Below are 25,509 nucleotides of genomic sequence, written 5' to 3' on the forward strand. Positions count from 1 at the left end.
GTGAGCACCCCCGACGACCTCCCCCTCGCCGCCCCCTCAGCCGCAGGCGGTGGCTGCGGCGACGCCTGCGGCTGCGGCGGTGACGACGCCTACGACCCCATGGAGTGCGGCCTCGACCCCGCGCTCGTACAGCTCCTCGTCGAGGCCGGCCTCGATCCCGTGCAGATCGAGGACATCGCGCACCTGGCCATCGAGGAGGACCTGGCGGGCGGAGTGGACGTCACCACGGCTGCCACCATCCCCGAGGACGCCGTCGCCACCGCCGACTTCGCGGCGCGCGAGGCGGGCACCGTCGCGGGTCTGCGCGTCGCCGAAGCCGTCATCTCCGTGGTGTGCGAGGAGGAGTTCGAGGTCGAGCGGCACGTCGAGGACGGTGACCGCGTCGCGGCCGGCGACGTCCTCCTCAGCGTCACCACCCGCACCCGTGACCTGCTCACCGCCGAGCGCAGCGCGCTGAACATCCTGTGCCGCCTCTCCGGCATCGCGACCGCCACGCGCGCGTGGGCGGACGTCCTGGACGGCACGAAGGCGAAGGTCCGCGACACCCGCAAGACGACGCCGGGCTACCGCGCCCTGGAGAAGTACGCGGTCCGCATGGGCGGCGGCGTCAACCACCGCATGTCGCTCGCCGACGCGGCCCTGGTCAAGGACAACCACGTGGTCGCCGCGGGCGGCGTCGCCGAGGCCTTCAAGGCCGTGCGCGAGCAGTTCCCCGGGCTGGCCGTCGAGGTCGAGGTCGACACGCTCCACCAGCTCCGTGAGGTCGTCGACGCGGGCGCCGACCTCATCCTCCTGGACAACTTCACGCCCGGCGAGACGGAGGAGGCCGTCGCCCTCGTCGACGGCCGCGCGTTCCTGGAGTCCTCGGGCCGCCTCACCCTGGAGAACGCCAGGGCGTACGCCGAGACGGGCGTCGACTACCTCGCCGTGGGCGCCCTCACCCACTCGTCCCCGATCCTCGACATCGGACTCGACCTGCGAGAAGCGGTGCGCGACTGATGCTGCTGACCATCGACGTGGGCAACACCCACACCGTCCTCGGCCTCTTCGACGGTGAGGACATCGTCGAGCACTGGCGCATCTCCACGGACGCGCGCCGCACCGCCGACGAACTCGCCGTGCTCCTCAACGGCCTGATGGGCATGCACCCACTGCTCGGCGACGAGCTCGGCGACGGCATCGACGGCATCGCCATCTGCTCGACCGTCCCCTCGGTCCTGCACGAACTGCGCGAGGTCACGCGTCGCTACTACGGAGACGTCCCCGCCGTCCTCGTCGAGCCCGGCATCAAGACCGGCGTCCCGATCCTCATGGACAACCCCAAGGAGGTCGGCGCCGACCGCATCATCAACGCGGTGGCGGCGGTCGAGCTGTACGGCGGACCGGCGATCGTCGTCGACTTCGGCACCGCCACGACCTTCGACGCGGTCTCCGCGCGGGGGGAGTACGCGGGCGGGGTGATCGCCCCCGGCATCGAGATCTCCGTGGAGGCCCTCGGTGTACGAGGAGCTCAGCTCCGGAAGATCGAACTGGCCCGGCCGCGCAGCGTCATCGGCAAGAACACGGTGGAGGCCATGCAGGCGGGCATCCTGTACGGCTTCGCGGGGCAGGTCGACGGGGTCGTGAACCGGATGGCCCGCGAACTGGCGGGCGCGGGCGGCGACCCCGACGACGTCACGGTCATCGCCACGGGTGGCCTGGCACCCATGGTCCTCGGGGAGGCCTCGGTCATCGACGAGCACGAACCGTGGCTGACGCTGATCGGGCTTCGGCTCGTCTACGAGCGGAACGTTGCCCGTAGCTGACCGATTGCAGCCGATTGGCGACCGGCATGTGTGCACTGAGCCTCCGCTTCTGCAAGAGTCTGCGCTGGACGGGGACTTGAGTGCGTGTGGGGCGGGCTGGGGCGGATGAGGCACAAGAGGCGACTGTGGGTGGGCGTTGTGGTGCTGGGGGTGGTGCTCGGTGGGCCCGCGCCGGTCGCCCACGCGGCCGTGCCGTCCTCGTCCCCCCTCGCGGGGGCCGGGGCGGGGGTTCTTCCCTGGCTCGCCGTCGTGGCGGTCGCGGCGCTCGGTATCGGGGCGGTGGCCTACGCGCTGGCCCGCCGCCGCGCGGACTGAGGCCCTGCGGGGTGGGGTGGGTGGGGTTTACATCCCCCTCACCGCCCCGCGCGGGTAGGAGCCCCAACCCCGCCGCTCCGCGGCGGATCACTCCCACCCACCCACCCGTTCACCCCGCACCGCCCTGCGCGGGCAGAACCCCCAACCCCGCCGCTTCGCGGCGGATGCTCCCCGCCCGCCCGCCCGTTTACCCCGCACCGTCCTGCGCGGGCAGAACCCCCAACCCCGCCGCTTCGCGGCGGATGGTCCCCGCCCGCCCCGCGCAGGTAGGGGCGGCCCCCCCCCACTCGCCCGCAGCCGCTCGCGTGCCCGAGGGGACGTGGGGGTATGTGCGCACGGAGCACCGAGCACACCGTCCCGGTCAGGAATGTCGGGCGGGGCGCAGGGATGGCGAGTACGCACATACCCCCGCGGCCCCGCCCCCACAGACGGACAACAGGCGACCCCCACCCCAGACGACCCGCCAGAATTGGCGTTAAGCGGATTTTGTCCGATTAGCGCGTATCGTCAGTCCATGCCCACGCCATACGGATCCCGGGGCGGCATGGCCTTCAGTGCGGAGGAGCTGCGTGTGCTCCGTCGCGCCCTGGGTCTCGCCCTGCACCCCAGCCCCGTCCGCGACGAGGACGTCCAGGACTGCCTCCGGCTCGCCGAATCGGTCGACGAAGCGGTGCGCGAGGGCGCCAGGCTGCGCGCCTTCCTGGTGGCCGATCTCGCCCGCTACCGCGCCGCCCTCCCCGGCACCGCCTCCGGCTACCTCGCCCTCCTCGACGACGTCCTGAGCGGCGGCTACCAGCCGACCTCCGACGACCTCGCCGCCCTGCGCGCCCTGCGCGGCAACCCCACCGCGGCCGCCCTGGTCGACCGCTGCCGCGTCATCGCCGAGCGAGCCGTACGCGCCCGCCTCGCAGGCCGGGCCGTCCCGGCCGCCCCCGCGAGGAGCCCCCTCCCCATCCCGGCCTCGCGCGCCCACCTCCTCGCCCTCCCAGGAGGGCTGGAATCCACGAGCGCCACCAGCGCCACCAGCGCCACACATGCCACCAGCGCCACACATACGACCCGCGCCACGGGCGCCGCCCCCGCCCCCCGCCGGCCCTCCGAACGCCCCGCAGCCACACCGCCCCGCCCCGTCCCCACCCCGGCCGAGGTGTTCCCACCCAAGCGGCGGCCCGAGGCACCCGAGGCACCCGAGGCGCCCGGGACGCCCAAGGCACCCGAGGCACCCACCGTTCCCGCGGACCCGCCGCACCAGCTCGTCGCGGGCTAGCTACTCTGGAAGGCATGGACTACGTTTCCGCGCTCGTGCCCCCCGTAGTGATGGCCGTGTTCTTCACGGGGCTCATCGTGACGATCGTGAAGACCCAGGGCGGCGCCAACAAGGCCAAGGAGGACGCGGCCGTCGACGCCGCGATCTCCCGCGCCGAAGCCGTCCGGCAGACCCCGAAGACCGGTAACGCCTGACCCGCACCGCCTCCGACGGCAAACACGGCAGCGCCCCAGCAGCACCCCGCCCCTCCCGGGCCCCGGCGTACGACTCACGCGCGTTTCGAGTCGTACGCCCTTTTTGTTGCAGAAATTAGGGGTACGCCACGTCCCTCACACATCATGCCAATAGTGACGTCTCCCACTATTGTTCTGCTGTGCCTCGTCCATTGGGAGAACTCGAAGACTCAGTCATGACGCGGGTGTGGAAGTGGAACCGCCCCGTGACCGTTCGAGAAGTCCTGGAAGACCTTCAGGAGGAACGGTCCATCGCGTACACGACCGTGATGACCGTTTTGGACAATCTCCATCAGAAGGGCTGGGTGCGCCGCGAAGCGGAAGGCCGCGCCTATCGATATGAGGCGGTCTCCACTCGTGCCGCCTACGCAGCCGCACTGATGAACGAAGCCTGGTCGCAGAGCGACAACCCCGCCGCCGCACTCGTCGCCTTCTTCGGCATGATGTCGGCGGAACAGCGGGAAGCGCTGAGCGACGCGATGCGTATCGTCCAAGGCCCCGAAGTCACGCAACGCCCTGAACTCGCGCAACGCCCCGAAGTCGCGCAACGCCCCGAAGTCGCGCAAGGCTCCGAAGTCGCGCAACGCTCCGAAGTCGCGCAACGCCCTGAAGTAGTCCCGCCCCCCGAGAACCCCGCCTCCGTCGAGCGCGGAGCAGAGCGATAGCGTCCCCTTCATGCCAGCAGAGGTCCCCGAACGCAACGAACTCAGCGAACTCAGTGCAAAAGCAGTCTCCGTCCGGAGGGCGCGAACCTCCGATGTGCCGGGCGTCCGTCGCCTCCTCGACTCCTACGTCCGCGAGCGGATCCTCCTGGACAAAGCGACGGTGACGCTTTACGAGGACATCCAGGAGTTCTGGGTGGCGGAACGCGACGACAACGCGGAGTTGGTGGGCTGCGGCGCTCTGCACGTCATGTGGGAAGACCTCGCCGAAGTGCGCACACTCGCGGTGAATCCCGAGGTCAGGGGTGCCGGAGTGGGGCATCAGCTGTTGGGCAAGTTGCTGCAGACCGCCGGGTGGCTCGGCGTCCGCAAGGTTTTCTGTCTCACCTTCGAAGTCGACTTCTTCGCGAAGCACGGCTTCGTGGAGATCGGCGAGACTCCGGTCGACGGAGATGTCTACAGCGAGCTCCTGCGTTCCTATGACGAGGGCGTCGCCGAGTTCCTCGGCCTCGAACGAGTGAAACCGAACACCTTGGGCAACAGCCGGATGCTTCTGCATCTGTGATCGTCACGCGGATCGTCACGCGGTATTCCAGACCGTCCCTGCCCAGGTGGGCTATGTCCGAAACGCGCACGTTTCCAGGGTTCTAGGGGTGCCCGGTCTCTCCCAGGGGTTTGTGTTTTTCCAGCAAAAGCGGTTTGCTTTCCGACGTACTGCAGTACTGCATATAACAGGGGCCGGTGAATCGACGGCGCGTGTCGTGCGGCTTGCGGCCCGGTCTCACAGTTATCGATGAAAGGAAATCCGGTGGCACAGAAGGTTCAGGTCCTTCTTGTCGATGACCTCGACGGTGGCGAGGCAGACGAGACCGTGACGTTTGCGCTGGACGGCAAGTCCTACGAGATCGACCTCACCACGGCCAACGCGGACAAGCTCCGTGGCGCCCTTGAGGACTTCGTCAAGGCCGGCCGGCGTACCGGTGGCCGCGGTTCGGGCGGTCGCGGCAAGGCGCGCGCCGCGGCGGCGAGCGGTGGCCAGGACACGGCCGCCATTCGTGCCTGGGCGAAGGAGAACGGTTTCGAGGTCAACGACCGCGGCCGCGTTCCCGCGTCCATTCGCGAGGCCTACGAGAAGGCCAACGGCTGACGGCTGCGACGCCGCAGCCGGACCCGGTGGCACTGCGTCGCCGCCGTGTCCACGAGTCGTACGAGACCGGAGCCCACGGCGGGATCGCTGTGGTGCGCAGTCCCTCCTCCCCCCACCCCGGGCAGGGACGGCGGCGCGGGCAGCGTCGGCTCCACCTCACAGCCGGGCTCCGGGGGTCGCAGCCAGACGGCGGCCCCCCGCGAGCCGGACCACCCCGGGGGCGTCGGCGCGCCGATCCGCCCGCCCGCCCCGACCGCGGTGAGCCCGAGGGGGATGTGTCCCCACTCCAGCCAGTCGAGCAGCCCCGGCAGCTCGTCCGCGCTGCCGGCGCTCACCAGGAGGCGCATCGTTTCCCCGTGCAGGGCCACCGGAGCCTTCGGCCCGAGGTGGCGCAGCGCCGCGAAACCCGCCTCCGCGGGTAGTTCCAGGACGTCGAAGCGCAGTCCCGTCAGGAGCTGCGCGGGTCCGGGCCCGGGGGCGGTCGCCCAGCCGAGCTCGTTCTCGTACCACTGCCGCACCGGGGCGCTCTGCTCGACCGGTGTCCGGGGCTGAGGAACTGTGGGGGCCATGCCGGAGCAACAGTCGCAACGGCGCATGGGTTACGCAGGGTGGCGGCACGAATGCGCGCCGTGCCCGAAAAGGAGGCGTCAAGGCGTACTCGGCGACGCAAGGGTGTTCGCCCGTAGCTGAGGGAACCGGGGCGCGCCGCATGGAGTGTCAGTCCTTACGGGTAAGACATCCCTAGTGGGGAGGGGCGACACGCGGTCCCGGGCGCCACACGTTCGCCATCGGCGTAGTGCTGGTGGGGGTAACTGCCTGGCCTGCGGGAACATCGTCTCGCACCATCGGGTTGGAGCAGTTGTCGGCGTTCGGGGTCAGGAGATCCTCCGAGTTGGGGTCCGGGTGTCGGCAGTTGGAATGAGCGGTCCCCGCTTGCGGGACTAAGCTGCGGAAGGACAGGGAGGGGACCGACCCCTTTACTGCCTGACCGCTCTGAGGAGCGATTAACGATGTTCGAGAGGTTCACCGACCGCGCGCGGCGGGTTGTCGTCCTGGCTCAGGAAGAAGCCCGGATGCTCAACCACAACTACATCGGCACCGAGCACATCCTCCTGGGCTTGATCCACGAGGGCGAGGGTGTCGCCGCTAAGGCCCTGGAGAGCCTCGGGATTTCGCTCGAGGCGGTCCGCCAGCAGGTGGAGGAGATCATCGGGCAGGGCCAGCAGGCTCCGTCCGGTCACATTCCCTTCACCCCTCGTGCCAAGAAGGTCCTGGAGCTTTCGCTCCGCGAGGCCCTTCAGCTGGGCCACAACTACATCGGCACGGAGCACATCCTGCTCGGCCTGATCCGTGAGGGCGAGGGCGTCGCCGCCCAGGTCCTGGTCAAGCTGGGTGCCGACCTCAACCGGGTGCGGCAGCAGGTCATCCAGCTGCTCTCCGGTTACCAGGGCAAGGAGACCGCCACCGCCGGCGGTCCTGCCGAGGGCACGCCCTCCACGTCCCTGGTCCTCGACCAGTTCGGCCGGAACCTCACCCAGGCCGCTCGTGAGTCCAAGCTCGACCCGGTCATCGGGCGCGAGAAGGAGATCGAGCGGGTCATGCAGGTGCTGTCCCGCCGTACGAAGAACAACCCGGTCCTGATCGGTGAGCCCGGCGTCGGCAAGACCGCCGTCGTCGAGGGTCTCGCCCAGGCCATCGTCAAGGGTGAGGTGCCCGAGACCCTCAAGGACAAGCACCTCTACACCCTGGACCTCGGCGCGCTGGTCGCGGGCTCCCGCTACCGCGGTGACTTTGAGGAGCGTCTGAAGAAGGTCCTCAAGGAGATCCGCACCCGCGGCGACATCATCCTGTTCATCGACGAGCTCCACACCCTGGTGGGTGCGGGTGCCGCCGAGGGCGCGATCGACGCCGCCAGCATCCTCAAGCCGATGCTGGCCCGCGGTGAGCTGCAGACCATCGGTGCGACCACGCTCGACGAGTACCGCAAGCACCTGGAGAAGGACGCCGCGCTCGAGCGCCGCTTCCAGCCCATCCAGGTCGCGGAGCCGTCGCTGCCGCACACCATCGAGATCCTCAAGGGCCTCCGCGACCGGTACGAGGCGCACCACCGCGTCTCCATCACGGACGAGGCCCTGGTGCAGGCCGCCACGCTGGCCGACCGGTACATCTCGGACCGCTTCCTGCCGGACAAGGCGATCGACCTGATCGACGAGGCCGGTTCCCGGATGCGCATCCGCCGGATGACCGCGCCGCCGGACCTCCGCGAGTTCGACGAGAAGATCGCGGGCGTCCGCCGCGACAAGGAGTCCGCGATCGACTCGCAGGACTTCGAGAAGGCCGCCTCCCTCCGCGACAAGGAGAAGCAGCTCCTGGCCGCCAAGGCCAAGCGGGAGAAGGAGTGGAAGGCCGGCGACATGGACGTCGTCGCCGAGGTCGACGGCGAGCTGATCGCCGAGGTCCTCGCGACCGCCACCGGCATCCCGGTCTTCAAGCTGACCGAGGAGGAGTCGAGCCGCCTGCTGCGCATGGAGGACGAGCTCCACAAGCGCGTCATCGGCCAGAAGGACGCCGTCAAGGCGCTCTCGAAGGCGATCCGGCGTACGCGTGCGGGCCTGAAGGACCCGAAGCGTCCCGGTGGCTCGTTCATCTTCGCCGGCCCGTCCGGTGTCGGTAAGACCGAGCTGTCCAAGGCGCTCGCCGAGTTCCTCTTCGGCGACGAGGACGCGCTGATCTCCCTCGACATGTCGGAGTTCAGCGAGAAGCACACGGTCTCGCGTCTCTTCGGTTCGCCCCCCGGTTACGTGGGCTACGAAGAGGGCGGCCAGCTGACCGAGAAGGTCCGTCGCAAGCCGTTCTCCGTCGTCCTCTTCGACGAGGTCGAGAAGGCCCACCCGGACATCTTCAACTCGCTCCTGCAGATCCTGGAGGACGGTCGCCTGACCGACTCCCAGGGCCGCGTCGTGGACTTCAAGAACACGGTCATCATCATGACGACCAACCTTGGAACCCGTGACATCTCGAAGGGCTTCAACCTGGGCTTCGCGGCCCAGGGCGACACGAAGTCCAACTACGAGCGGATGAAGAACAAGGTCAGCGACGAGCTGAAGCAGCACTTCCGCCCGGAGTTCCTGAACCGCGTGGACGACGTCGTCGTCTTCCCGCAGCTCAGCCAGGACGACATCCTCCAGATCGTCGACCTGATGATCACCAAGGTGGACGAGCGCCTGAAGGACCGGGACATGGGCATCGAGCTCTCCCAGTCCGCGAAGGACCTCCTCTCGAAGAAGGGCTACGACCCGGTGCTCGGCGCGCGTCCGCTGCGGCGCACGATCCAGCGCGAGGTCGAGGACACCCTCTCCGAGAAGATCCTCTTCGGCGAGCTGCGTCCCGGCCACATCGTGGTCGTCGACACGGAGGGCGAGGGCGAGACCGCCACGTTCACCTTCCGTGGCGAGGAGAAGGCGGCGCTGCCCGACGTGCCGCCGATCGAGTCGGCCGCCGGTGGCGGCGCGGGCCCGAACCTGAGCAAGGACGCGTGACGCCCACCCAGGGCTGACCGTTCGAAGGGGCTGCCCCGGACCGTTTCACACGGTTCCGGGGCAGCCCCTTCCGCATGCCGTGCTCACGCCGTGATCGTGACGCCCTCCGGTACGTTCCGTACGCGCGGCAGGCGCGGGTTGACGCGCAGGACGTGCAGGCCGGGGAAGCGGGCCAGCCACGACATGTCCTGGTCGGGCAGCTCCGCGTTGATCCACAGGTGGGTGAGCCGCTCGGGGACGAGGCCCGCGAGGAGTTCGTCGGTGCGCATGACACCGGCCACCTGGATGCGGGGCCGCCCGCCGAGACCGCGCAGGGCGGCCAGCTCGGCCGCGTCGGACACCGGGAAGTACAGGCCCGCCGGATCGAGGTGGGCGATGATCTCGCGCGCGTACCGCTCGGTGTCGAAGTGCCGCCAGGGGCGGGCCAGCTCGGTGCGGATGGCGAGGGAGGAGCGGCCGCGCAGCCGGGCCAGGTAGTCGATCGCCGCGTCCTCCTGGACGCGGGTCGCCGTGATGGCGAGGAGCAGCGCCTGCTGGTCGCCGGTCACCTGCTCGGGGTCCGGCAGCTGCTCCAGGACGATGGGGCCGACCCAGCCGAGGCTGCGGGCGCCCTGCTCGGTGGTGGGGCGCAGGAGGTTCTTCGTGCGCCGGTGGACGAGTTCCTGGACGGCCGGGTCTAGCTCGCTGACGTGTTCCAGGCAGGCCGCGGCCATCAGGCGCCGGTGGTTGACGTGCGGCCTGCGCAGGCCGGGGGCGGCGGCAAGCAGGCGCTCCAGGAAGGCGGCGCACTCGTCGGGGCGGGCGTGGGCGGCGGACATGCGGATGACCTCCTCCCACTCCGGCTGGTGGGCGTGGTCGACGAGGGTGCCCAGTCGGCCGCGGGCCACGATCTCCTTGGCGGCCAGGTAGTCCTGGAACGTGCGGTGGATGAAGTCGACCGAGACGCCCGCCTGCTCGCGCAGCAGCCCGGTGCGGTGCAGCAGATGCCGGAAGATCTTCTCGCCGTCGCCCGCGGCTCGGGCCGAGGGAATGGCGGGCAGGGCGGCGTTCAGGACGTCGATGACGCGGTGGCGCGGCAGCTCCGAGAGGCCCTCGTCGAGCATGGCGAGGGCGAGCTTGCGCAGGAGCAGCTCGCGGGCGCCCTGCTGGAGCCGTACGTCATCGGCGTACAGCACGTCCCTCTCCGGGTCGCGGCGCTGCAGGAGCATCTCCAGGGCGGCGTCGTAGAGCTCCTTGCGGCCCTTGGGCAGGGAGCCGGAGCGGTCCCGGTTGAGGGCGCATATGAGGCCGCACATCAAGGGGTTGGTGGCGAGGCGGCGCAGCTCGCGGTAGATGCGTACGGAGTGCAGCAGGCGCTGCTCGTACTCCTTGAGGGCGTCCCGGTCCCGCTGTTCCCTGCACTGTTCGTCGCCCATCGCCGCGGTGTGCCAGTCGCGGATGAAGTGGGTGACCTGGTCGCGGGACATGGGGGCCAGGGACAGTTCCGTGAACCCCTCCTCGGCGAGGCGTTCCTGGGAGAGCCAGCCGTCCTCGACGGCGGAGGGCCGCGAGGTGACCAGGCAGGCGGTGCCGGAGAAGATGCGCAGGAGCCGGCGGAGCTGGTCGCGCAGGGCGCCGCGGGTCTCCTCGGGCGCCTCGTCGATCCCGTCGACCAGGAGCAGGGCGCGGCCCGCGAGGAGGGTCCGCACGACCCATCCCTCGGGCTCCCGGTCGGCCAGCGGGTGGCGCACGGCGCGCAGGAAGTCGTCGGGGGCGGGGAAGCCCTCGCGGGCGAAGCGGCGAACGGGCAGGACGAACGGCACACGCGCCCCGTCACGGGCCGCGTCCACGGCCAGCCGCTGCACGAGCGTCGTCTTCCCGGAGCCCGCGACACCGCGCAGCAGCACCCGCTCGTGCCCCTCCAGGGCCCGGTCGGCGAGGAGTACGGTGCGCTGGTGCGCACCCGCCGCCGAGGCGGGGCCGCCGCTGCTCTCCTCCGCCTGGAGGCTGAGATAGGTGTCCTCGAGTGGCCACCGGTCGGGTGCGTTGGCGAAGTCGACGCCCACGATGGTCAGCCAGCCGTGCTGGCGCACGACCTCCTGCGCGTACGCTGCCTCGAACTCGGCGTCCTCACGGGAGGGTTCGCTGCGCCGGGCGGCGGCCGCCACCTCGGCGTCGTTGAGGTCGACGAGCTGACGGACGCGGCTGGCGCGCTCCGGCATGTGGCGCTGGATGTACGGGGAGCGGCGCACGAAGTGGTGCAGCACGTGCAGACAGACGGCGACGAGCAGCTCGTCGTGGAACCAGGCGGCGCCGGGGCTCAGACCGCGGTCCGCGCCCTGCACGGCGCCGCGCAGCCGCCGCGCGTAGTCCTGCGGTCCCAGGCGCACGGCGTCGGCGTCGGTGAGGTCGAGCTCGCCGATGGCCAGGAGCGTGCGGGTCAGTACGTCGGCGACGGCGGGGAGTTCACCGGTCGGCGCGGTGTGCCGTTCCGCGGCGAGCTGGATGAATTCGGCGGCGGTGCGGTGGACGTGGTCGGGGTCGGCGGGCGCGTCGGGGCCGCGCCAGGTGGTGAGGGCGGCGATCAGGTCGGGCGTGGTGGGGGGCCGGGACGGGGCGCGGAAGAACCGTTGTACGAGGGGCATGGCGCGGGCCGAGGGGGTGCGTACTACGGGCTCCATGGCATCGGGGTCCCTGGGAGTCGCGAAGGCGGACGTCGATTCAACCGTAGGTCAATTGCCGGGAGACAGAGGCCTGTTGAAGCGAACGCGGGACGGCAGCTGCCGGGCCTCGGTCTCGCTCACGTCCGCGTGCACGACGAGCTCGGCCAGGCACGGGAAGGCCGAGAGCCAGGCGAGCCCCTCGACGGGGTGGGGTGCGTCCAGCGTGAGGCGGGTGAGCCGCTCGGGCACGATGAGTTCCGTGAGGTCCTCGACGCGGTAGGTACCGGCGACATGGATGTCGGGCCAGCCTCCGATGGCGCGCAGGGCGCGGAGGTCCTCGGGGGCGTGGACGGGAACGGTGGGCCGGAAGGACAGGTGCGCGAGGACTTCCCGTACGTAGAGCTCCCGATCGAAGACCCCCCACTGCTGTGCCAGGGTCAGCTGGACCCAACGGCCGGGGTGGTCGCGGAAGCGCGTCAGGAAGTGCAGTGCCTGCGGGCTGCCGACCCTGGCGGCCGCGAGGACCACCAGGCGGGCGTGCTCGTCGTCGACCTCGTCGGGGCCGGGCAGCAGGGGGAGCACCAGGTCGCCGCCCGCCTCCGCCAGGTTGGAGGCCTGGCGGTCCGTCCGCGGCGGAATCAGCGACCGTACCCCCTCCTCCACGCCCTGCCGCACGGCCGGTGCCAGCTCGGCCGCGTACGAGGCCGCCGCCGCCGCGAGCAGCGTGCCCCGCGCCGTACCACCCCCCACCAGCCGCTGAAGCATCCGTTCCGCCTCCTTGGGCCGCGCGTGCGCGACGGCCAGCAGGATGACGTCCTCCCACTCGGTGCGGTCCGCGTTGTTCAGGAGCAGGTCGAAGTCCAGCTCCTGTACGGCGAGACGGGCGCCCAGGTAGTCCTGGAAGGTGCGGTGCAGGAAGTCCACGCGCCCGGCGGCCGGTTCCCGCAGCAGGCCCGACCGGAGCAGCAGCCAGCCGTACACCTCCTCGCCGCTGCCGTCGAGATTCATCGAGGGTGCCGCTTCCCCGAGGATGTGCACCGCCTCCGACCGGTCCATCTCCGCGCGGCTGTTGCGGATCAGCCACCAGGCGAGCTTCTGGAGCAGCTGAACCTGGGTGGCGAACGGCAGTCTGGTGGCGGCCCCGAGGTCCCGCTCGACGTCCCTGCGCTCCAGGAGCATCGCCAGAGCGGCCCGGTACAGGGACTTCCTGTCCTGCGGCAGGAAGCCGCGCCGCTCGCGGTGGAGGGCGCAGAGCATGCCGCACATCAGCGGGTTGGTGGCGAGCCGGTTCAGCTCGGACGCGGCCCGCACGGACTGCAGCAGGGCGGTCCCGACGGATTCTTCGGCGCCCGCGGCCCGGTGCCAGCGCCGCACGAACGCCTCGACGTCGTCGCGGGTCATCGGCGACAGCGTGAGCTCGGCGAAGCCGGTGGTGTCCAGCCACCGGTCCGGGACGGCGGAGGGGCGGGTCGTGACGAGCCAGAGGTTGCCGGGGAAGGTACGCGTCAGATCGCGCAGCCAGCGCTTGGCGGACTCGCGCCGGTCCTCGGAGATCTCGTCGAGCCCGTCGACGAGGAGCACGCCGCGCCCCGCCCGCAGCACGCGGTTCACCCACCCGGGCGGCTCCTCCCCGGCGACGAGGCACCCCACGGCGGACAGGAAGTCGCCCGGCACGGGGAGTTCGGAGCCCGGCCGGACGATCCGCCGCATCGGCAGCACGAACGGCACCCGCCCGATGAGGTGGGTCAGCCCGTGCTCGTACGTCCGGTCGGCCGCCGTCACGGCGAGCCACTGGACCAGTGTCGTCTTGCCGGACCCGGCGACTCCGCGCAGCAGCACGTGGTCGTGCTGGGCGAGGACCTGCTCGGCGACGACCTGGGTCGCGCCCTCCTCGGGGCGGTCCCTGGTCGCCTCCAGGCTGAGGTAGGCCGTGTCGAGGGGCCACTCGCTGGTGCCCGCGTAGACGTCGAGGCCGTAGATGGTGAGGGAGCCGTGGTGCGAGGTGATGTACGACGCGTACCGCGCCTCGAACGCGGCGTCCTCTGCCGACTGCGACGGCAGCCGTTCGAGGAGCACGTCGACGGCTTTGACGAGCTGCGCGAGCTGGCGGCTCTGTTGCGTCTGCCGGCGGGCGATGTACGTCGACCGCTGCGTGAAGAAGTTCAGGATGTGCAGGGACGCGGTGTGCAGCAGCCGCTCGAGGAACAGCTCGGCGTCGCGGCTGAGCGCGAACGTCGCGACGGTCACGGCCGAGTGCGAGCGGAGGGTCCGGGCGAACGCGTCGGGGCCGAGCGCGACGGCTTCGTAGTCCTCGATGGTGAGGGTGCCGAGAGTGGCGAGGCAGCGGGCGAGGGCGGCCCTGACCGCGACGGCTTCCCCGGCGTCCACGGGGGCCTCGCCGGGTCCGGCCGCCCGCAGCGCCCTGCGGACGAGTTCGTCCGCGATCTTCTCGACGTCCTTCGGGGTGACGTCCCGCTTCTCACCCGTGAACGAGACGAGCCCGGAGATCCGCACCGGCCTGGTGACCAGCGCGGCGCCCGGCTGGTCCTTCACGAAGAGCTTCTTCACGAGGGGCGCGACCGCGCTGGACGCGAGTCGGGCACCGAGGGCTCCGGGGTCGACCATGGTTCGAGGTTAGGTCAACGGGCTTACCCGGAAGGGGGTTTAAGGGCTGCCGAGTCAGCCGGCCTCCGCCTGCTCGATGCCGTCGATGGCTTCCTGGACGACCCGGGACAGGTCCTCCTCGGTGGGGATCAGCTCACGCTCCGCTGGGGCGAGCGTGGAGTAGGAGGCGACTGCCATGGGGTTGTTGCTGGCGTCGAGGGCCAGCTGAACGGCTGCCTTGTTGTGGCGGGCCCCGATGAGGAAGCCGATGGTCCCGTCGTCCCGTTCCGGCTCGCGCACCATCTGGTCGACCACACTCACGTAGAAGTTGAGCTTGCCGACGTGCTCGGGGCGCACGTCCTTCGTCTTGAGCTCGAAGACGAAGTAGCGGTGGAGCTTGAGGTGGTAGAAGAGCAGGTCGATACGGAACTCGTCGCCCCCGATGACAACGGGGTACTGGCGCCCCACGAAGGCGAAGCCGACACCGAGCTCCGTGAGGAACCGGATCATCCCGTCGACGATGGCGGTCTCCAGTTCACGCTCGGCGTGATGCTTGTCGAGTCCGAGGAAGTCGAGGCGGTACGGGTCCCGGACCAGATCCTTGAGTGCGTCGGAGCCGTCCGGCACGGTCGCCGCGAAGTTGTTGGCGGCGGCGCCCTGGGTGAGGTGCAGCCCCTGGTGGATGAAGCGGTCCAGAATGGCGCGGGACCAGCCGTTGCGGACGGCTTGGGCGGCGTAGAAGTCCAGCTCGGACGGGGTGTCCAGCTTGGTCATGAGGACGGTGATGTGTCCCCAGGGCAATTGTGCAACGGGTTGTTGCACAATTGCTCCCGGCCACGTGCGGGCCATCTTCTGCATGTACATCAGGTTGCGTCGAGAGAACCCGCGCTGGTTCGGGAAGGCCGCTTTCAGGTCGGCGGCCAAGCGAGTGACGACCTTTGTGCCCCACCCCTCCTGTGCCTGCCGATCAAGAATGAGATGTCCGATCTCCCAGTACAGCTGCACCAGTTCGGTGTTGACGGCCCGTTGGGCGCGGGTCCGGGCGCAGGACACGGCCCCCTTGATCTCGCTCAGGAGGTCGCCGTACCAGGAGGGCAGGTTGTTCTGCTGGGCGGGGATCTCTGCTCTGGCCTCGGTGTTCTTGCTCATGGCGCCGACGATCGCGCGGGGAGCCTTGTCCGGGGCGCGATTGGGGTCACGTCACCCGAACGGTGTGGTCGGACGAGGTGAGGGTGCGTATGAGGGCGGCGAAGGCGGTGGGACTGGTGGTGAGTGTGGTGGCCGGGGCGTCGCTCTCTCGGAGGTGGATCCGCCCGGTGGGGTGTGCGGCCACGTAGACGCAGTTCGCCTGGTCGCCGCTGAAGGAGGACTTCTGCCAGTCGAGAGTGCTCATGCTTGTGCTCCCAGGAGGGTGTACAGGATGTGTTGGACGAGGCCCAGCGAATCCCGTGTTCCGTGCTTGACGGGGATCACCGTCGTGTCGATCGCCGGGAGTGCTGCTGCGCCGAGCCGTTCAAACTGGCGGCGGTACTTGGTAACGGTGTCTTCCCCGTGGAGGAACATCGACTGCGCGGGATGTTCCATCAGTACGGTCTCCAGCGCGCCGCCATGCGAGGCGATGTGGCAGAACGGTGTGGTGAGCGCCGACACTGCGACGGCCGTGAAGGGCACGACCTGAACGGTCACGTGCGGGAGTTCGGCCAGCTCCACCAACTTGAGCAGCTGCTGGTGCATGACCTGCGCGCCGCCGAAGCGCATGTGGAGGGCGGCCTCGTGGATGACGGCGTGGACGTGGGGTGGCCGGTCGTCGACAAGTACACGTTGGCGTGCGAGGCGGAAGCGGACGGCGTCCTCGATCTCCGCCGTCGAGCTGACGGCGTCGCTCGCCTCAAAAATGGCGCGCGTGTAGCCCTCGACTTGGAAGAGGCCCGGCAGGAACAGCGACTCGTACGAGCGCAGCTGCACGGCTTCGGACTCCAGCTCCGCCAGGTCGAGCGCAGAAGTGGGCAACTGTGACTTGTAGTTGGACCACCAGCCCTTGCCGGACGATTGGCCGAGGCTCACTAAGGCATCTACGAAGGGTGAACTAGTAACCCCGTACGCCCGGCATAGAGCGCGGATGCGCTCGGCGGAGATCGGAGTGCGGCCGTTCTCCGCGTGCGTCAGGTGCACCCGCCCCATATCGATGACATCTCCGGCTGCCTGCACGGTGAAGCCGCTGTGCTCACGCAACCTCCTGAGTTCGAAGCCGAGTCGGATCTGTCGCTCGGTCGGGGCTGTTCGCAGGGCCAACGCAGTCTCTCTTCTTGAAGATGGGGTCAGTTTGCCCGGCCGGGGCGTCCGGGGCCACCAAAAGCAACGATTAGGTTGAACAAGTAAGCCCCGTATCGCTACCGTACGTATAGCGACGCTCACGCAACCATGACGGAAGCCTCGCTGTCGACGCATTCCCCCGCCCCGCCCGCCCGCAGAAGCGCACCGCCCGATCCAACTCCCCGTGCCGGACGGGGGATTGCTCGCGAGGAGCGGTAGGCCACTGCGGTCGGGCCACGTGGGACCGGTCATCCACCAGTCGAACCAGCGACCCCAACGCCATGGAGGCGTCTCATGGGCGTACCCCCGCATGACCTCACGTCGGACACCTACACCCTGTTCGCCCCCGGCAACGCTCACTCCGCCAAGATCTGCCGCGACTTCGTACAGCGCACCCTGGAAACCCTCGGCCTCGGTCACCTCGGGGACACCGCCGCTCTGTGCACCTCCGAGCTGGTGACCAACGTGCACCAGCACACGAAGAGCGACGTCCACCTGAGAGCCGCCGTCGCCACCACCCACGTACGCATCGCCGTGTACGACGGCGGCGACCAACTGCCCGCGCCCCGCAGGCCTGACGCGGAGGAAGAGGGCGGACGGGGGCTCTTCCTCGTCACCGCGCTGTCGGACATGTGCGGGGTGACGCCCGCGAGCACGGGCAAAGGAGTGTGGTTTCAGCTCAATCGGTGAGCGAGTCGTAGCGTCAGCCGACGGCCGGGCCGTAGTCGTGTACGTCGATGTGGGCGGGCAAGGTGTCCAGGCCGGTGGCCACGGCGTGGACCGTCAGCTCCGTCAGGGTCGGGTGGCAGGCCAGCGCGGAGACGTCGATGGGGGCGTGCCGGTCCCGGCTGCTGACCGGGTGATCGTATACGTAGAGGTGCCTGAGCCTCGGCGCGACCGTGCCGAGCCGGGAGGTCATGACTGCCCAGGACGCGTCCGGAGAGAGCTGTAGGAGTGCCAGGCCGGGCAGGGCAAGTCCCGGCGGGACGGCCGTGAAGGCGTGCGACGGCAGGTGCAGCACGGTCAGGCCGGGAAGCGCCGCGAGCACCTCCCAGTCCGCGGCGGACAGCGGATCGTCGTAGCCGAAGGCCACCCGCTCCAGCGTCGGCCACCGGGTCGCGAGGTGCAGATCGGTCAGGGAGCCCCGGGAGTCCACGAGGTTGAGGAACGTCAAGGGCGCCTCGGCGGGGAACGGCGAAAGACTCCACGGCTCCTGCATGCCGACGAGGCTGAGTCCGTCGAGGCGGCCGAGGGCGTTCAGTGCCTCGGCCGTCAGCGAGGCCGGCGGGAACCTGTTCAGCATCAGGAAGGTGGGCTCGCAGGCCGCGATGAAGCGGGAGGCCACGGCGGGGGTGACGCCCGGCCTGATGTCCAGCTTCCGAGGGCGCAGGCCCAGCCGTTCGAGCTCGGCGATCTGATCGTCGGTGCGGAGAGTGAAGTGGATGTCCTCGGCGTCGTCGAACCGGGCGATGATCTGGTCGGCATACGCACGGCAGTCGTACCGGTACCACCCCCACATCAACTGGCTGCGGACCCCGAGACCCCGGTGCCGGGCGAACCGGGCGAGGAAGGGGATCGCCGCGTCCGAGTCCACGCGCGTCGCGGTGATGGCCACCAGCACGGCCTCGTCGTCGGACAGGCCGTCCGGTCCGGGCAGCAGGTCGAGCACCATCGCGCCGACCTTCGCCAGTGTCTGCGCGCTCGCCACGTCGTGCGGAGGAATCAGCGCCGCCGTCCGCCGCTCCACCTCGGCCCGCACCGTCGGCGCCAGCTCCGCCGCGTGTTCCAGGCAGGCCGCGGCCAGGAGATGGACACGCTTGCGGGCCCCCTCCTCCGGAAGCCCGTCCCCGTACGAAAGCAAGTCACCCAGCAGTTCGGCCCGTTCGCGCGGCCGCGCCTGCGCCACGGCCATGCGGATGACGTCCTCCCACTGGTCGTCCGCCGCGTGCCGGGCGAGTACGCCGAAGTCGCCCTCGTCCACCGCCGCCCGCGCCCCCAGAAAGTCCTGGAAGGTGCGGTGGACGAAGTCGACGGTGCCCGGACCCGGCTCGCGCAGAAGGCCGCTGCGGTGCAGGAAGTGGGTGTAGACCGCGTGGGCGTCACCGAGCGGGGCCAGTTCCGGGACCGCGGGGAGAGCGTCCGCGATGATGGACTCGGCGCGCGAACGGTCCATCATCGTACGGCCGTTGCGGATCAGCCAGTACGCCAGCCGCTGGAGCAGCTGGAGCTGCGGCTCCTCCCGCAACTCCGGGACCGCCATGTGGCGTTCGCGGTCCCGGCGGACCAGCAGCATGGAGAGGGCCGCCGTGTAGAGGTCCTTGCGGCCCAGCGGCAGGAAGCCGCGCCGGTCCCGGTGGAGGGCGCAGATCAGGCCGCACATGAGCGGGTTGGTGGCGAGGAGGCCGAGGTCCGGCTTGGAGCGCACGGCTGCGAGGAGCTGACTCTCGTACGCGACGAGTTCGGCGTCCTCCTCCGGAACCCCCGTGGCCGCCGCGGTGTGCCAGCGCCCGATGAACGCCGTCACTTCGTCCTGCCCCATCGCGGAGAGCGTCAGCTCGGTGAAGCCCTCCTCGGTGAGCCACTCCTCGCGTACGGCCGAGGGGCGGGACGTCACGAGCCAGCGGTTGCCGGGGAACGCGTCGATGAGGTCGCTCAGCCAGGCCCGGGTCCGGTCGCGCTCGGCGTCCGGGATCTCGTCGATGCCGTCGATCAGGACAAGAGCGCGCCCGGCCGTCAGAACGCGCGCTTCCCACCCCTGGGGCTGGGTGCCCGCGAGCGGACAGCCGACGGCGGCCAGGAAGTCGGCGGGGGCGGGCAGGCGCTCGCCGTGGCGGGTGAGGGTGCGCAGGGGGAGTACGTAGGGGACGTGGTCGGCCAGGTAGGCCATGGACGGATGCGTCGCGGAAGGGTCCGGGCCCGCCACGTCACGGCGCGTCGCGCCGACCGCGAGCCACTGCACCAACGTGGTCTTGCCGGAGCCCGCCTCGCCGCGCAGGAGGACCCGGTCGTGCGTGGCGAGGGCCTGGTCCGCCGGGAGCGGGGGCGCGTGCTCGGCGACGTCCATCGCGTCCGCGCGGTACCCCCCTACTGCGCGGCTCTCCGCTTCCGTCAGATGGCGGAACGCCGCCACGCGCCCCGGCTCCACCGCCTCCAGCGACATGTACGCCGCGTCCAGCGGCCACTTCCCCGGCGACCCCGTCAGACCGATGCCGAAGATCGTCAGCTTGGAGTGCTTCTTCGCCACGTACGCGAGATAGCGCCGCTCGAAGGCGAGGTCCTGCGCCCCGGCGGTCGGCCTGCGGGCGATCAGCTCGTCGACCTTCGCGATCAGCTCGTCCTGCCCCCGGCTCTGCGCGACCAGCGTCGCCGCCACGAACGTGGAGCGCTGCGTGAAGAACTGCAGGATGTGCAGGCACGCCCACTCGGTGACCGAGTCGAGGTAGAGGGCGGCGTCGGCGGAGAGGCCGGCGGCCGACGCGTCGTGGATCAGGGCGCGGGCCAGCTTCCGGTGGCCGAGGCGCACCGCCTGGACGTCGTCCATGTCGAGGTCGCCGAGCGAGAGGAGCGCCCGGGCCAAGGCGTCGGTGACCGCCTCGGTCTCGTCCGGCGGGAAGGTGCGCTCGTCGGGGGAGGCGAGGGAGGCCGCCACGAGCCGCTCCGCGAGGCGGCGCACGTCCCGGCGGCCCAGCGTGCGCTTCTCCCCTTTGAACGACACCAGGGAAGAGAGCCTGACCGGCTTCTCCACCAGACCCGCGCCGGGGCCCTCCCGTACGAACAACCGCTTCACCAGTGGGGCGACGGCACTCGACGCCAGGCGGGTGCCCATGACCGCGGGATCCATGGGCGTGAGCGTAGTGGGGGTCACATTCGGCGTGGGGCGGATCCGGTGGGCCGGTGACATGCCGCACAGGCGATTTGACCGGTACTAGGCGGAATAGTGGCGAGGGCGGGGGTCCTCGCCGGGACTTTCGGCCCGCAACCTCCGGGACCTTGGACGCGTACGGGTTCCGCGGGCGGGGTCCTGGTGTAAGTGGAGGTCGGGAGCGGCTCCGACGTGCGGTTAAACGAGCGGAGTCGGACGAACTTCTGTTACCGGTCTGTGGGGTAATTGTCTGGATTTGGGTGTGTCAAGCGGTCTAAATCCTTGCCTCTTGCTACGGCTTTGGGTAGTAGATGGGCGTTTTGGGCCCCGGGGTGGGTGGGGGTTACCAAGGGATGGCAGACCCGGCGAAGCGTGGTCAGCGGGCGATCCGCCCGCCCCGCCTGCCGGGTCCGTTCATGCCCCCCTCGGTCGTACGCGTCAGGCGTCGCCGCAGTCGTCATCGCAGCTCACACCCCGGAGGACATCCCCATGTCGAAGCGCACCAAGTCCCACCGTCCCGGCCCGTCGTTCTTCCGTACCCGCGTGGCCTTCGTCGTCGCGGGCGTCGGAGTGTCGACGGCCCTCGGCGCGGGGGTCTCGGTCGCCGCCGGTGACACCAAGAGCGGTGGCGCGCTGCCCGGCGTCGCTGTGAACTCCGTCCAGGCCCAGGCCGCCGCCCAGGCGAAGAAGGCCGCGGGCGTCAAGAAGGCCGCTGCCGCGAAGGCCGCCGCCTGGGTCGACCCGGTCAAGAACTACACGCTTTCCGCGACCTTCGGCCTCGGCGGCACCATGTGGTCCCACAAGCACTCCGGCCAGGACTTCGCCGTGCCGGTCGGCACCTCGGTCGGGGCCGTGCACGGCGGCACCGTCGTCAAGGCGGGACCGAACGGCGCCGGCGACGGTCCCGCGTACGGCAACGCCGTCGTGATCAAGCACAGCAACGGCACGTACTCCCAGTACGCGCACCTCTCGCAGGTCGACGTCCGGGTGGGCCAGGCCGTGGGCACCGGCCAGCGCATCGCCCTCTCCGGCAACACCGGCAACTCCAGTGGTCCGCACCTGCACTTCGAGATCCGTACGACGCCGAACTACGGCACGGCCGTGGACCCGGTCAAGTTCCTCGCGTCGGTGGGCGTGAAGGTCTGACGACCCACGTCCCCACAACCGCTCAGGCGCCCGTGTGCGCCCGCGTCACCAGATCGATGGCGACCTCCAGGATGGCCTTGCGCTTCTCCTCGGGGTCGCCTTCGACGTCCTTGAGTACGAACATCCCGCCGTGCATGGTGAACAGCGCGCTGAAGCAGCGCACCTGGTCGGACATCGGCGCTTGCGGGTCCTTCAGGATGTCGTAGATCCCGAGCATGCGGTCCTTGAAGCTCTCGCCGGTCTTCAGGTCACGCATCGTCGCCTGGTTCTCCTGCATGAAGCGGAAGAGCGGCGCCGCGTGGATGAGGATCTCGCTGTACCGGGTGAGGGTCTCCTGCTTGATCTCCAGGGAGACGGGGTGCGGCTGCTCGTGGCCCCAGGCGATCAGCTCGTCGATGGGCCTGGTGAGGTCATCGAAGATGCTGGTCAGGATGTCTTCCTTGGTCTTGAAGTGGTAGTAGAGCGCGGCCTTCGTCACCTCCAGGCGCTCGGAGATCTCGCGCAGCGACGTCTTCTCGTACCCCTGCTCGGCGAAGAGTTCGAGGGCCACGTCCTGGATCCGTTGGCGCGTGTTCCCGCGGCGCTGCTGCTTGCTCGTGCCTGTGCCCGTGCCCATCGGGGTGCTCCTCGGCTCCACTGAACTGGCTCCACTGAACTTCAAAAGAACTTACTTGACGACCGGCAAGTTACGGGTCTACCTTCCCCAGTGTAATCAACTAGCCGGGCGGCAAGTAAGTGTCGGGGGCCCGGCATCGTGCGGGGAGTGGGGAACATGCCGGAGAAACGGACCGCGGCGGTACAGCGGAAGGCGGAGCCGCAGCCGCGCAGCGTGCGCGTGGTGCTGATGGCACTGATGATCACGATGCTGCTCGCGATGCTCGACAACATGATCGTCGGCCCCGCGATGCCGACGATCGTCGGCGACCTCGGCGGCATGGAACACCTGTCGTGGGTGGTGACCGCCTACACCCTGGCGACCGCCGCCTCCACTCCCATCTGGGGCAAGCTCGGCGACATGTACGGGCGGAAGGGCTCCTTCCTCACCGCGATAGTCATCTTCCTCGCCGGCTCCGCGCTGAGCGGCATGGCACAGAGCATGGGCCAGCTCATCGGGTTCCGGGCCGTTCAGGGCCTCGGCGCGGGCGGTCTCATGGTCGGCGTCATGGCGATCATCGGTGACCTGGTGCCGCCGCGGGACCGCGGCAAGTACATGGGCATGATGACCGGCGTCATGGCGGTCGCGATGATCGGCGGACCGCTGGTCGGCGGCTCCATCACCGACCACTTCGGCTGGCGCTGGGCCTTCTACATCAACCTGCCGCTGGGCGCCGTCGCCCTCGCCATGGTCACCTCCGTCCTGCACCTGCCCAAGAAGAAGGCACAGGGGCGCATCGACTACCTCGGCGCGGCGCTGCTCACCGTGGGCATCAGCGCGCTCGTCCTCGTCACCACCTGGGGCGGTTCGGAGTACGCCTGGGGCTCGGCCGTGATCATGGAGCTCATCGGCATCGGCGTCGCCTCGCTCGTAGGCTTCCTCTTCGTACAGAAGAAAGCCGCCGAACCGATCCTGCCGCTGCACATCTTCGGCAACCGCAACTTCACGCTGATGGCCGTGATCGGTTTCATCACCGGCTTCGTGATGTTCGGCGCGATGCTGTTCCTGCCGCTCTTCCAGCAGTCGGTGCAGGGCGCGTCCGCGACCAACTCCGGTCTGCTGCTCCTGCCGATGCTGCTCTCGATGATGGCCGTCTCGATGGTCGCGGGCCGCGTCACCACCTCGACCGGCAAGTACCGCCTCTTCCCGATCGTCGGCACCGTCCTGATGGTCACCGGGTTCTACCTGCTGGCCCAGATGGACACCGGCACCTCCCGCCTCACCTCGGGCCTGTACATGGCGGTGCTCGGTGCCGGCATGGGCTTCCTGATGCAGATCACGATGCTGGTCGCGCAGAACAGCGTCGAGATGAAGGACATGGGCGTCGCCTCGTCCTCGGCCACGCTCTTCCGTACGCTCGGCTCCTCCTTCGGCGTCGCGATCATGGGCGCGCTCTTCAACAACCGCGTCCACGACGTGATGGCCGAGCGCGCGGGCACGGGCGGCGGCAAGGTCACCGAGACGTCCGCGCAGCTGGACGCCGAGCACCTGAAGATGCTGCCGGCGGCCATCCGGGACGCCTACCAGCACGCGGTGTCGGCCGGTACGCACTCGGCCTTCCTGCTCGGCGCCGCCATCAGCGTCGTGGCCCTGATCGCGTCGTTCTTCGTGAAGGAGGTCCCGCTGCGCGGCTCGGGCCCCGCGGACAAGCCCGCCGGAAACGCGGACAAGCCTGCCGGAAACGCGGACAAGCCTGCCGGGAACGCGGACGGGGACTCCGCGCGGGCGGCGGGGCGGACGACGGTCGCGGAGCCGGTCTGATCCCACCCCCGCCCCGGCGGACGACAGCCCCCGGCGCATCGCGCGCCGGGGGCCGTCGTACGTCGTCCGCCGTAAGCGGTAAGCAGTAAGCGGTAAGCCGTGACCGTCAGAGGTTGTCGGGCAGCTTCAGCACCGGATAGCTGCCCGTGTTCGTGGGCGCGTGCTCCGGCAGCCACAGCACCGCGACCGCACCCTCGGAGGGCACCCCGGGAGCCGCGCCCGCGGGGCGTACGTTGCGGAAGGTGAGCCGGGCGCCGAGCACCCGCGCCTGACCCGCCGCGATCGTCAGACCGAGGCCGTGCCCGTGGCCGGCGCGGTCGGCGCTGCCCGTGCGGAAACGGCTCGGACCCTCGTCCAGGAGCGCCTCGGGGAAGCCGGGACCGTGGTCGCGCACCCGGACCACACGGCCCTCGACGCTGACCTCGATGGGCGGCTTGCCGTGCTTGGCCGCGTTGGCGACGAGGTTGCCGAGGATGCGCTCCAGACGGCGCGGATCGGTGGTGACCTCCGACTCGTGCACCACCGTCACCGTCACGTCCGTGCTCAGGACGGCCATGCGCCGGGACACGAACTCGCCCAGCGTGATGTCCTGCAGCTCGGCCCGCTCGGCGGCGGAGTCCAGACGGGCCACTTCGAGCACGTCCTCGACGAGCGTGCGCATCGCCTGCGCGCGGTCCCTGACGAGCTCGGTCGGACGGCCCGGCGGCAGCAGCTCGGCGGCCGTAAGGAGTCCGGTCACCGGTGTGCGCAGCTCGTGCGCGATGTCCGCGGTCACCCGCCGCTCGGCCTCCAGGCGCTGCTTGAGGGCGTCGGCCATGGCGTCCACGGCGCTCGCCACGTCGTCGGTCTCGTCCTTCACGACCCCGCCGATCGCGTCGCGGACGCTCACGTTCGTCTGTCCCTGGGCGACCTCGCTCGCCGCCGTCGCGGCCTTGCGCAGGCGCCGCGACAGCTGTCCGCCGATCAGCACGCCGAGGGCGCAGCCGCCGAAGACGACCGCGATCGAACCGATGACGAGCGCCTGGTCGAGGTCCTTCATCACGGTGGCGCTGCGGTCGGTGAAGCGGGAGTGCAGCGAAAGGACGTGCCCGTCGGCGAGCGGCACGGCGGCCCAGATGTCGGGCACGCCGTCGGGTTTCTCGTCGACGTAGGTGGCGCGGCGGCCGGTGAGGACCTTCTGCCGCAGCTCCTGCGGCAGCTCGGGGTCGTCGACCTTCGTGCCGAACTGCAGCGTCTGGCGCTGGGACGGGGAGGAATAGAGGCGCAGCGCGAACTGGATGCGCTCGTCCTGCACGTCGCGCGCGTTGTCGAGCATCGAGACACGCGCGGCGTTGTGCACGACCAGGCTCAGTGCGATCGCGACGAGCGCGCCGACCAGGGCGATCGCGGCGGCGATCTTCCAGCGCACGCCGGTGCGCAGCTGTACGCCGCCGCGCGGCCGCCCGCCGGACCGGAAGACCCCGTCCGGCCGGAAGGTCCCGCCGGACCGGAACACCTCGCGGACACGCCCGGCCGCCCTGCGCCCCCCGTTCATATGCGACGTCCCCTGAGTTTCCTG

The 25,509-nt window shown here is 70.1% G+C and carries 21 protein-coding genes; 12 read left to right on the top strand and 9 right to left on the bottom strand.

Annotated elements, in window-relative coordinates; all coding sequences use genetic code 11:
• From nadC to AC07DO_RS14610, 8 genes are all read left to right on the top strand, one after another.
• Complete coding sequence (nadC, locus tag AC07DO_RS14575) at positions 1-999, top strand: carboxylating nicotinate-nucleotide diphosphorylase (RefSeq protein ID WP_479059633.1); 999 nt, start codon at positions 1-3, stop codon at positions 997-999.
• Positions 999-1,805 carry a type III pantothenate kinase gene (locus AC07DO_RS14580; RefSeq protein ID WP_150170621.1) on the top strand — a complete coding sequence of 269 codons (807 nt, stop codon included), beginning with the start codon at positions 999-1,001 and terminating at the stop codon, positions 1,803-1,805. Before nadC ends, AC07DO_RS14580 begins: the two co-directional genes overlap by 1 nt.
• 129 nt (positions 1,806-1,934) lie before the next feature.
• Entirely contained in the window at positions 1,935-2,120 is a 186-nt protein-coding gene (locus AC07DO_RS14585; protein ID WP_479059635.1) for a hypothetical protein, read from the top strand.
• 514 nt (positions 2,121-2,634) lie between these two features.
• Positions 2,635-3,387: a hypothetical protein gene (locus AC07DO_RS14590; protein ID WP_479059637.1), complete on the top strand. Its 753-nt coding sequence runs from the start codon at positions 2,635-2,637 to the stop codon at positions 3,385-3,387.
• Between the two features lie 14 nt (positions 3,388-3,401).
• Complete coding sequence (locus AC07DO_RS14595) at positions 3,402-3,581, top strand: hypothetical protein (RefSeq protein ID WP_479059639.1); 180 nt, start codon at positions 3,402-3,404, stop codon at positions 3,579-3,581.
• 191 nt (positions 3,582-3,772) lie between these two features.
• Positions 3,773-4,285 (top strand): BlaI/MecI/CopY family transcriptional regulator, encoded by a 513-nt coding sequence (locus tag AC07DO_RS14600; protein ID WP_479059747.1) that lies wholly within the window; start codon positions 3,773-3,775, stop codon positions 4,283-4,285.
• 10 nt (positions 4,286-4,295) lie between these two features.
• The gene (locus AC07DO_RS14605; protein ID WP_150185473.1) at positions 4,296-4,847 is read left to right on the top strand and encodes an amino-acid N-acetyltransferase; all 552 of its coding nucleotides are present in this window, start codon (positions 4,296-4,298) and stop codon (positions 4,845-4,847) included.
• A 243-nt stretch (positions 4,848-5,090) separates the two neighbouring features.
• Complete coding sequence (locus AC07DO_RS14610) at positions 5,091-5,429, top strand: histone-like nucleoid-structuring protein Lsr2 (protein WP_098243998.1); 339 nt, start codon at positions 5,091-5,093, stop codon at positions 5,427-5,429.
• Here the strand turns inward: AC07DO_RS14610 and AC07DO_RS14615 are convergent.
• Entirely contained in the window at positions 5,408-5,998 is a 591-nt protein-coding gene (locus tag AC07DO_RS14615; protein WP_479059641.1) for an SCO3374 family protein, read from the bottom strand. The two genes, AC07DO_RS14610 and AC07DO_RS14615, sit on opposite strands and share 22 nt — an antisense overlap.
• A 441-nt stretch (positions 5,999-6,439) precedes the next feature.
• On the opposite strand from AC07DO_RS14615, the gene AC07DO_RS14620 reads away from it, so the two are divergent.
• Positions 6,440-8,968 carry an ATP-dependent Clp protease ATP-binding subunit gene (locus AC07DO_RS14620; RefSeq protein ID WP_479059643.1) on the top strand — a complete coding sequence of 843 codons (2,529 nt, stop codon included), beginning with the start codon at positions 6,440-6,442 and terminating at the stop codon, positions 8,966-8,968.
• Positions 8,969-9,051: 83 nt separating this feature from the next.
• Here AC07DO_RS14620 and AC07DO_RS14625 read toward each other — a convergent pair whose 3' ends face one another.
• The 5 genes from AC07DO_RS14625 to AC07DO_RS14645 are packed head-to-tail and all read right to left on the bottom strand — an operon-like array spanning position 9,052 to position 16,506.
• A complete protein-coding gene (locus AC07DO_RS14625) occupies positions 9,052-11,628 on the bottom strand; it encodes an NACHT domain-containing protein (RefSeq protein ID WP_479059645.1) in 2,577 nt (858 codons plus the stop codon).
• A gap of 51 nt (positions 11,629-11,679) precedes the next feature.
• Complete coding sequence (locus AC07DO_RS14630; RefSeq protein WP_479059647.1) at positions 11,680-14,235, bottom strand: NACHT domain-containing protein; 2,556 nt, start codon at positions 14,233-14,235, stop codon at positions 11,680-11,682.
• Positions 14,236-14,289: 54 nt separating this feature from the next.
• Positions 14,290-15,363 (bottom strand): PDDEXK nuclease domain-containing protein, encoded by a 1,074-nt coding sequence (locus AC07DO_RS14635; RefSeq protein ID WP_479059649.1) that lies wholly within the window; start codon positions 15,361-15,363, stop codon positions 14,290-14,292.
• A 46-nt stretch (positions 15,364-15,409) separates the two neighbouring features.
• The gene (locus AC07DO_RS14640) at positions 15,410-15,607 is read right to left on the bottom strand and encodes a DUF397 domain-containing protein (protein WP_479059651.1); all 198 of its coding nucleotides are present in this window, start codon (positions 15,605-15,607) and stop codon (positions 15,410-15,412) included.
• Complete coding sequence (locus AC07DO_RS14645; RefSeq protein ID WP_479059652.1) at positions 15,604-16,506, bottom strand: helix-turn-helix domain-containing protein; 903 nt, start codon at positions 16,504-16,506, stop codon at positions 15,604-15,606. The genes AC07DO_RS14640 and AC07DO_RS14645 overlap by 4 nt, the downstream gene beginning before the upstream one ends.
• A 315-nt stretch (positions 16,507-16,821) precedes the next feature.
• Here AC07DO_RS14645 and AC07DO_RS14650 point away from each other — a divergent pair, with 315 nt between their 5' ends.
• Positions 16,822-17,217 carry an ATP-binding protein gene (locus AC07DO_RS14650; RefSeq protein ID WP_479059654.1) on the top strand — a complete coding sequence of 132 codons (396 nt, stop codon included), beginning with the start codon at positions 16,822-16,824 and terminating at the stop codon, positions 17,215-17,217.
• A 13-nt stretch (positions 17,218-17,230) separates the two neighbouring features.
• Here the strand turns inward: AC07DO_RS14650 and AC07DO_RS14655 are convergent, their stop codons facing one another.
• Positions 17,231-20,368: an NACHT domain-containing protein gene (locus tag AC07DO_RS14655; RefSeq protein ID WP_479059656.1), complete on the bottom strand. Its 3,138-nt coding sequence runs from the start codon at positions 20,366-20,368 to the stop codon at positions 17,231-17,233.
• A gap of 510 nt (positions 20,369-20,878) precedes the next feature.
• Here AC07DO_RS14655 and AC07DO_RS14660 point away from each other — a divergent pair.
• Positions 20,879-21,535 carry a M23 family metallopeptidase gene (locus tag AC07DO_RS14660; RefSeq protein WP_479059658.1) on the top strand — a complete coding sequence of 219 codons (657 nt, stop codon included), beginning with the start codon at positions 20,879-20,881 and terminating at the stop codon, positions 21,533-21,535.
• 22 nt (positions 21,536-21,557) lie between these two features.
• On the opposite strand, the gene AC07DO_RS14665 is transcribed toward AC07DO_RS14660, so the two are convergent.
• Positions 21,558-22,151 carry a TetR/AcrR family transcriptional regulator gene (locus tag AC07DO_RS14665; protein ID WP_479059660.1) on the bottom strand — a complete coding sequence of 198 codons (594 nt, stop codon included), beginning with the start codon at positions 22,149-22,151 and terminating at the stop codon, positions 21,558-21,560.
• A 156-nt stretch (positions 22,152-22,307) separates the two neighbouring features.
• Here AC07DO_RS14665 and AC07DO_RS14670 point away from each other — a divergent pair, with 156 nt between their 5' ends.
• Positions 22,308-23,951, top strand: a complete 1,644-nt coding sequence (locus tag AC07DO_RS14670; RefSeq protein ID WP_479059662.1) for an MDR family MFS transporter — start codon at positions 22,308-22,310, stop codon at positions 23,949-23,951.
• A gap of 106 nt (positions 23,952-24,057) precedes the next feature.
• On the opposite strand, the gene cseC is transcribed toward AC07DO_RS14670, so the two are convergent.
• On the bottom strand, positions 24,058-25,485 hold the full coding sequence (cseC, locus tag AC07DO_RS14675; protein WP_479059664.1) for a two-component system sensor histidine kinase CseC: 1,428 nt from the start codon (positions 25,483-25,485) through the stop codon (positions 24,058-24,060).
• Positions 25,486-25,509: the final 24 nt, after the last annotated feature.

Source organism: Streptomyces sp. NPDC045678 (assembly GCF_056432085.1).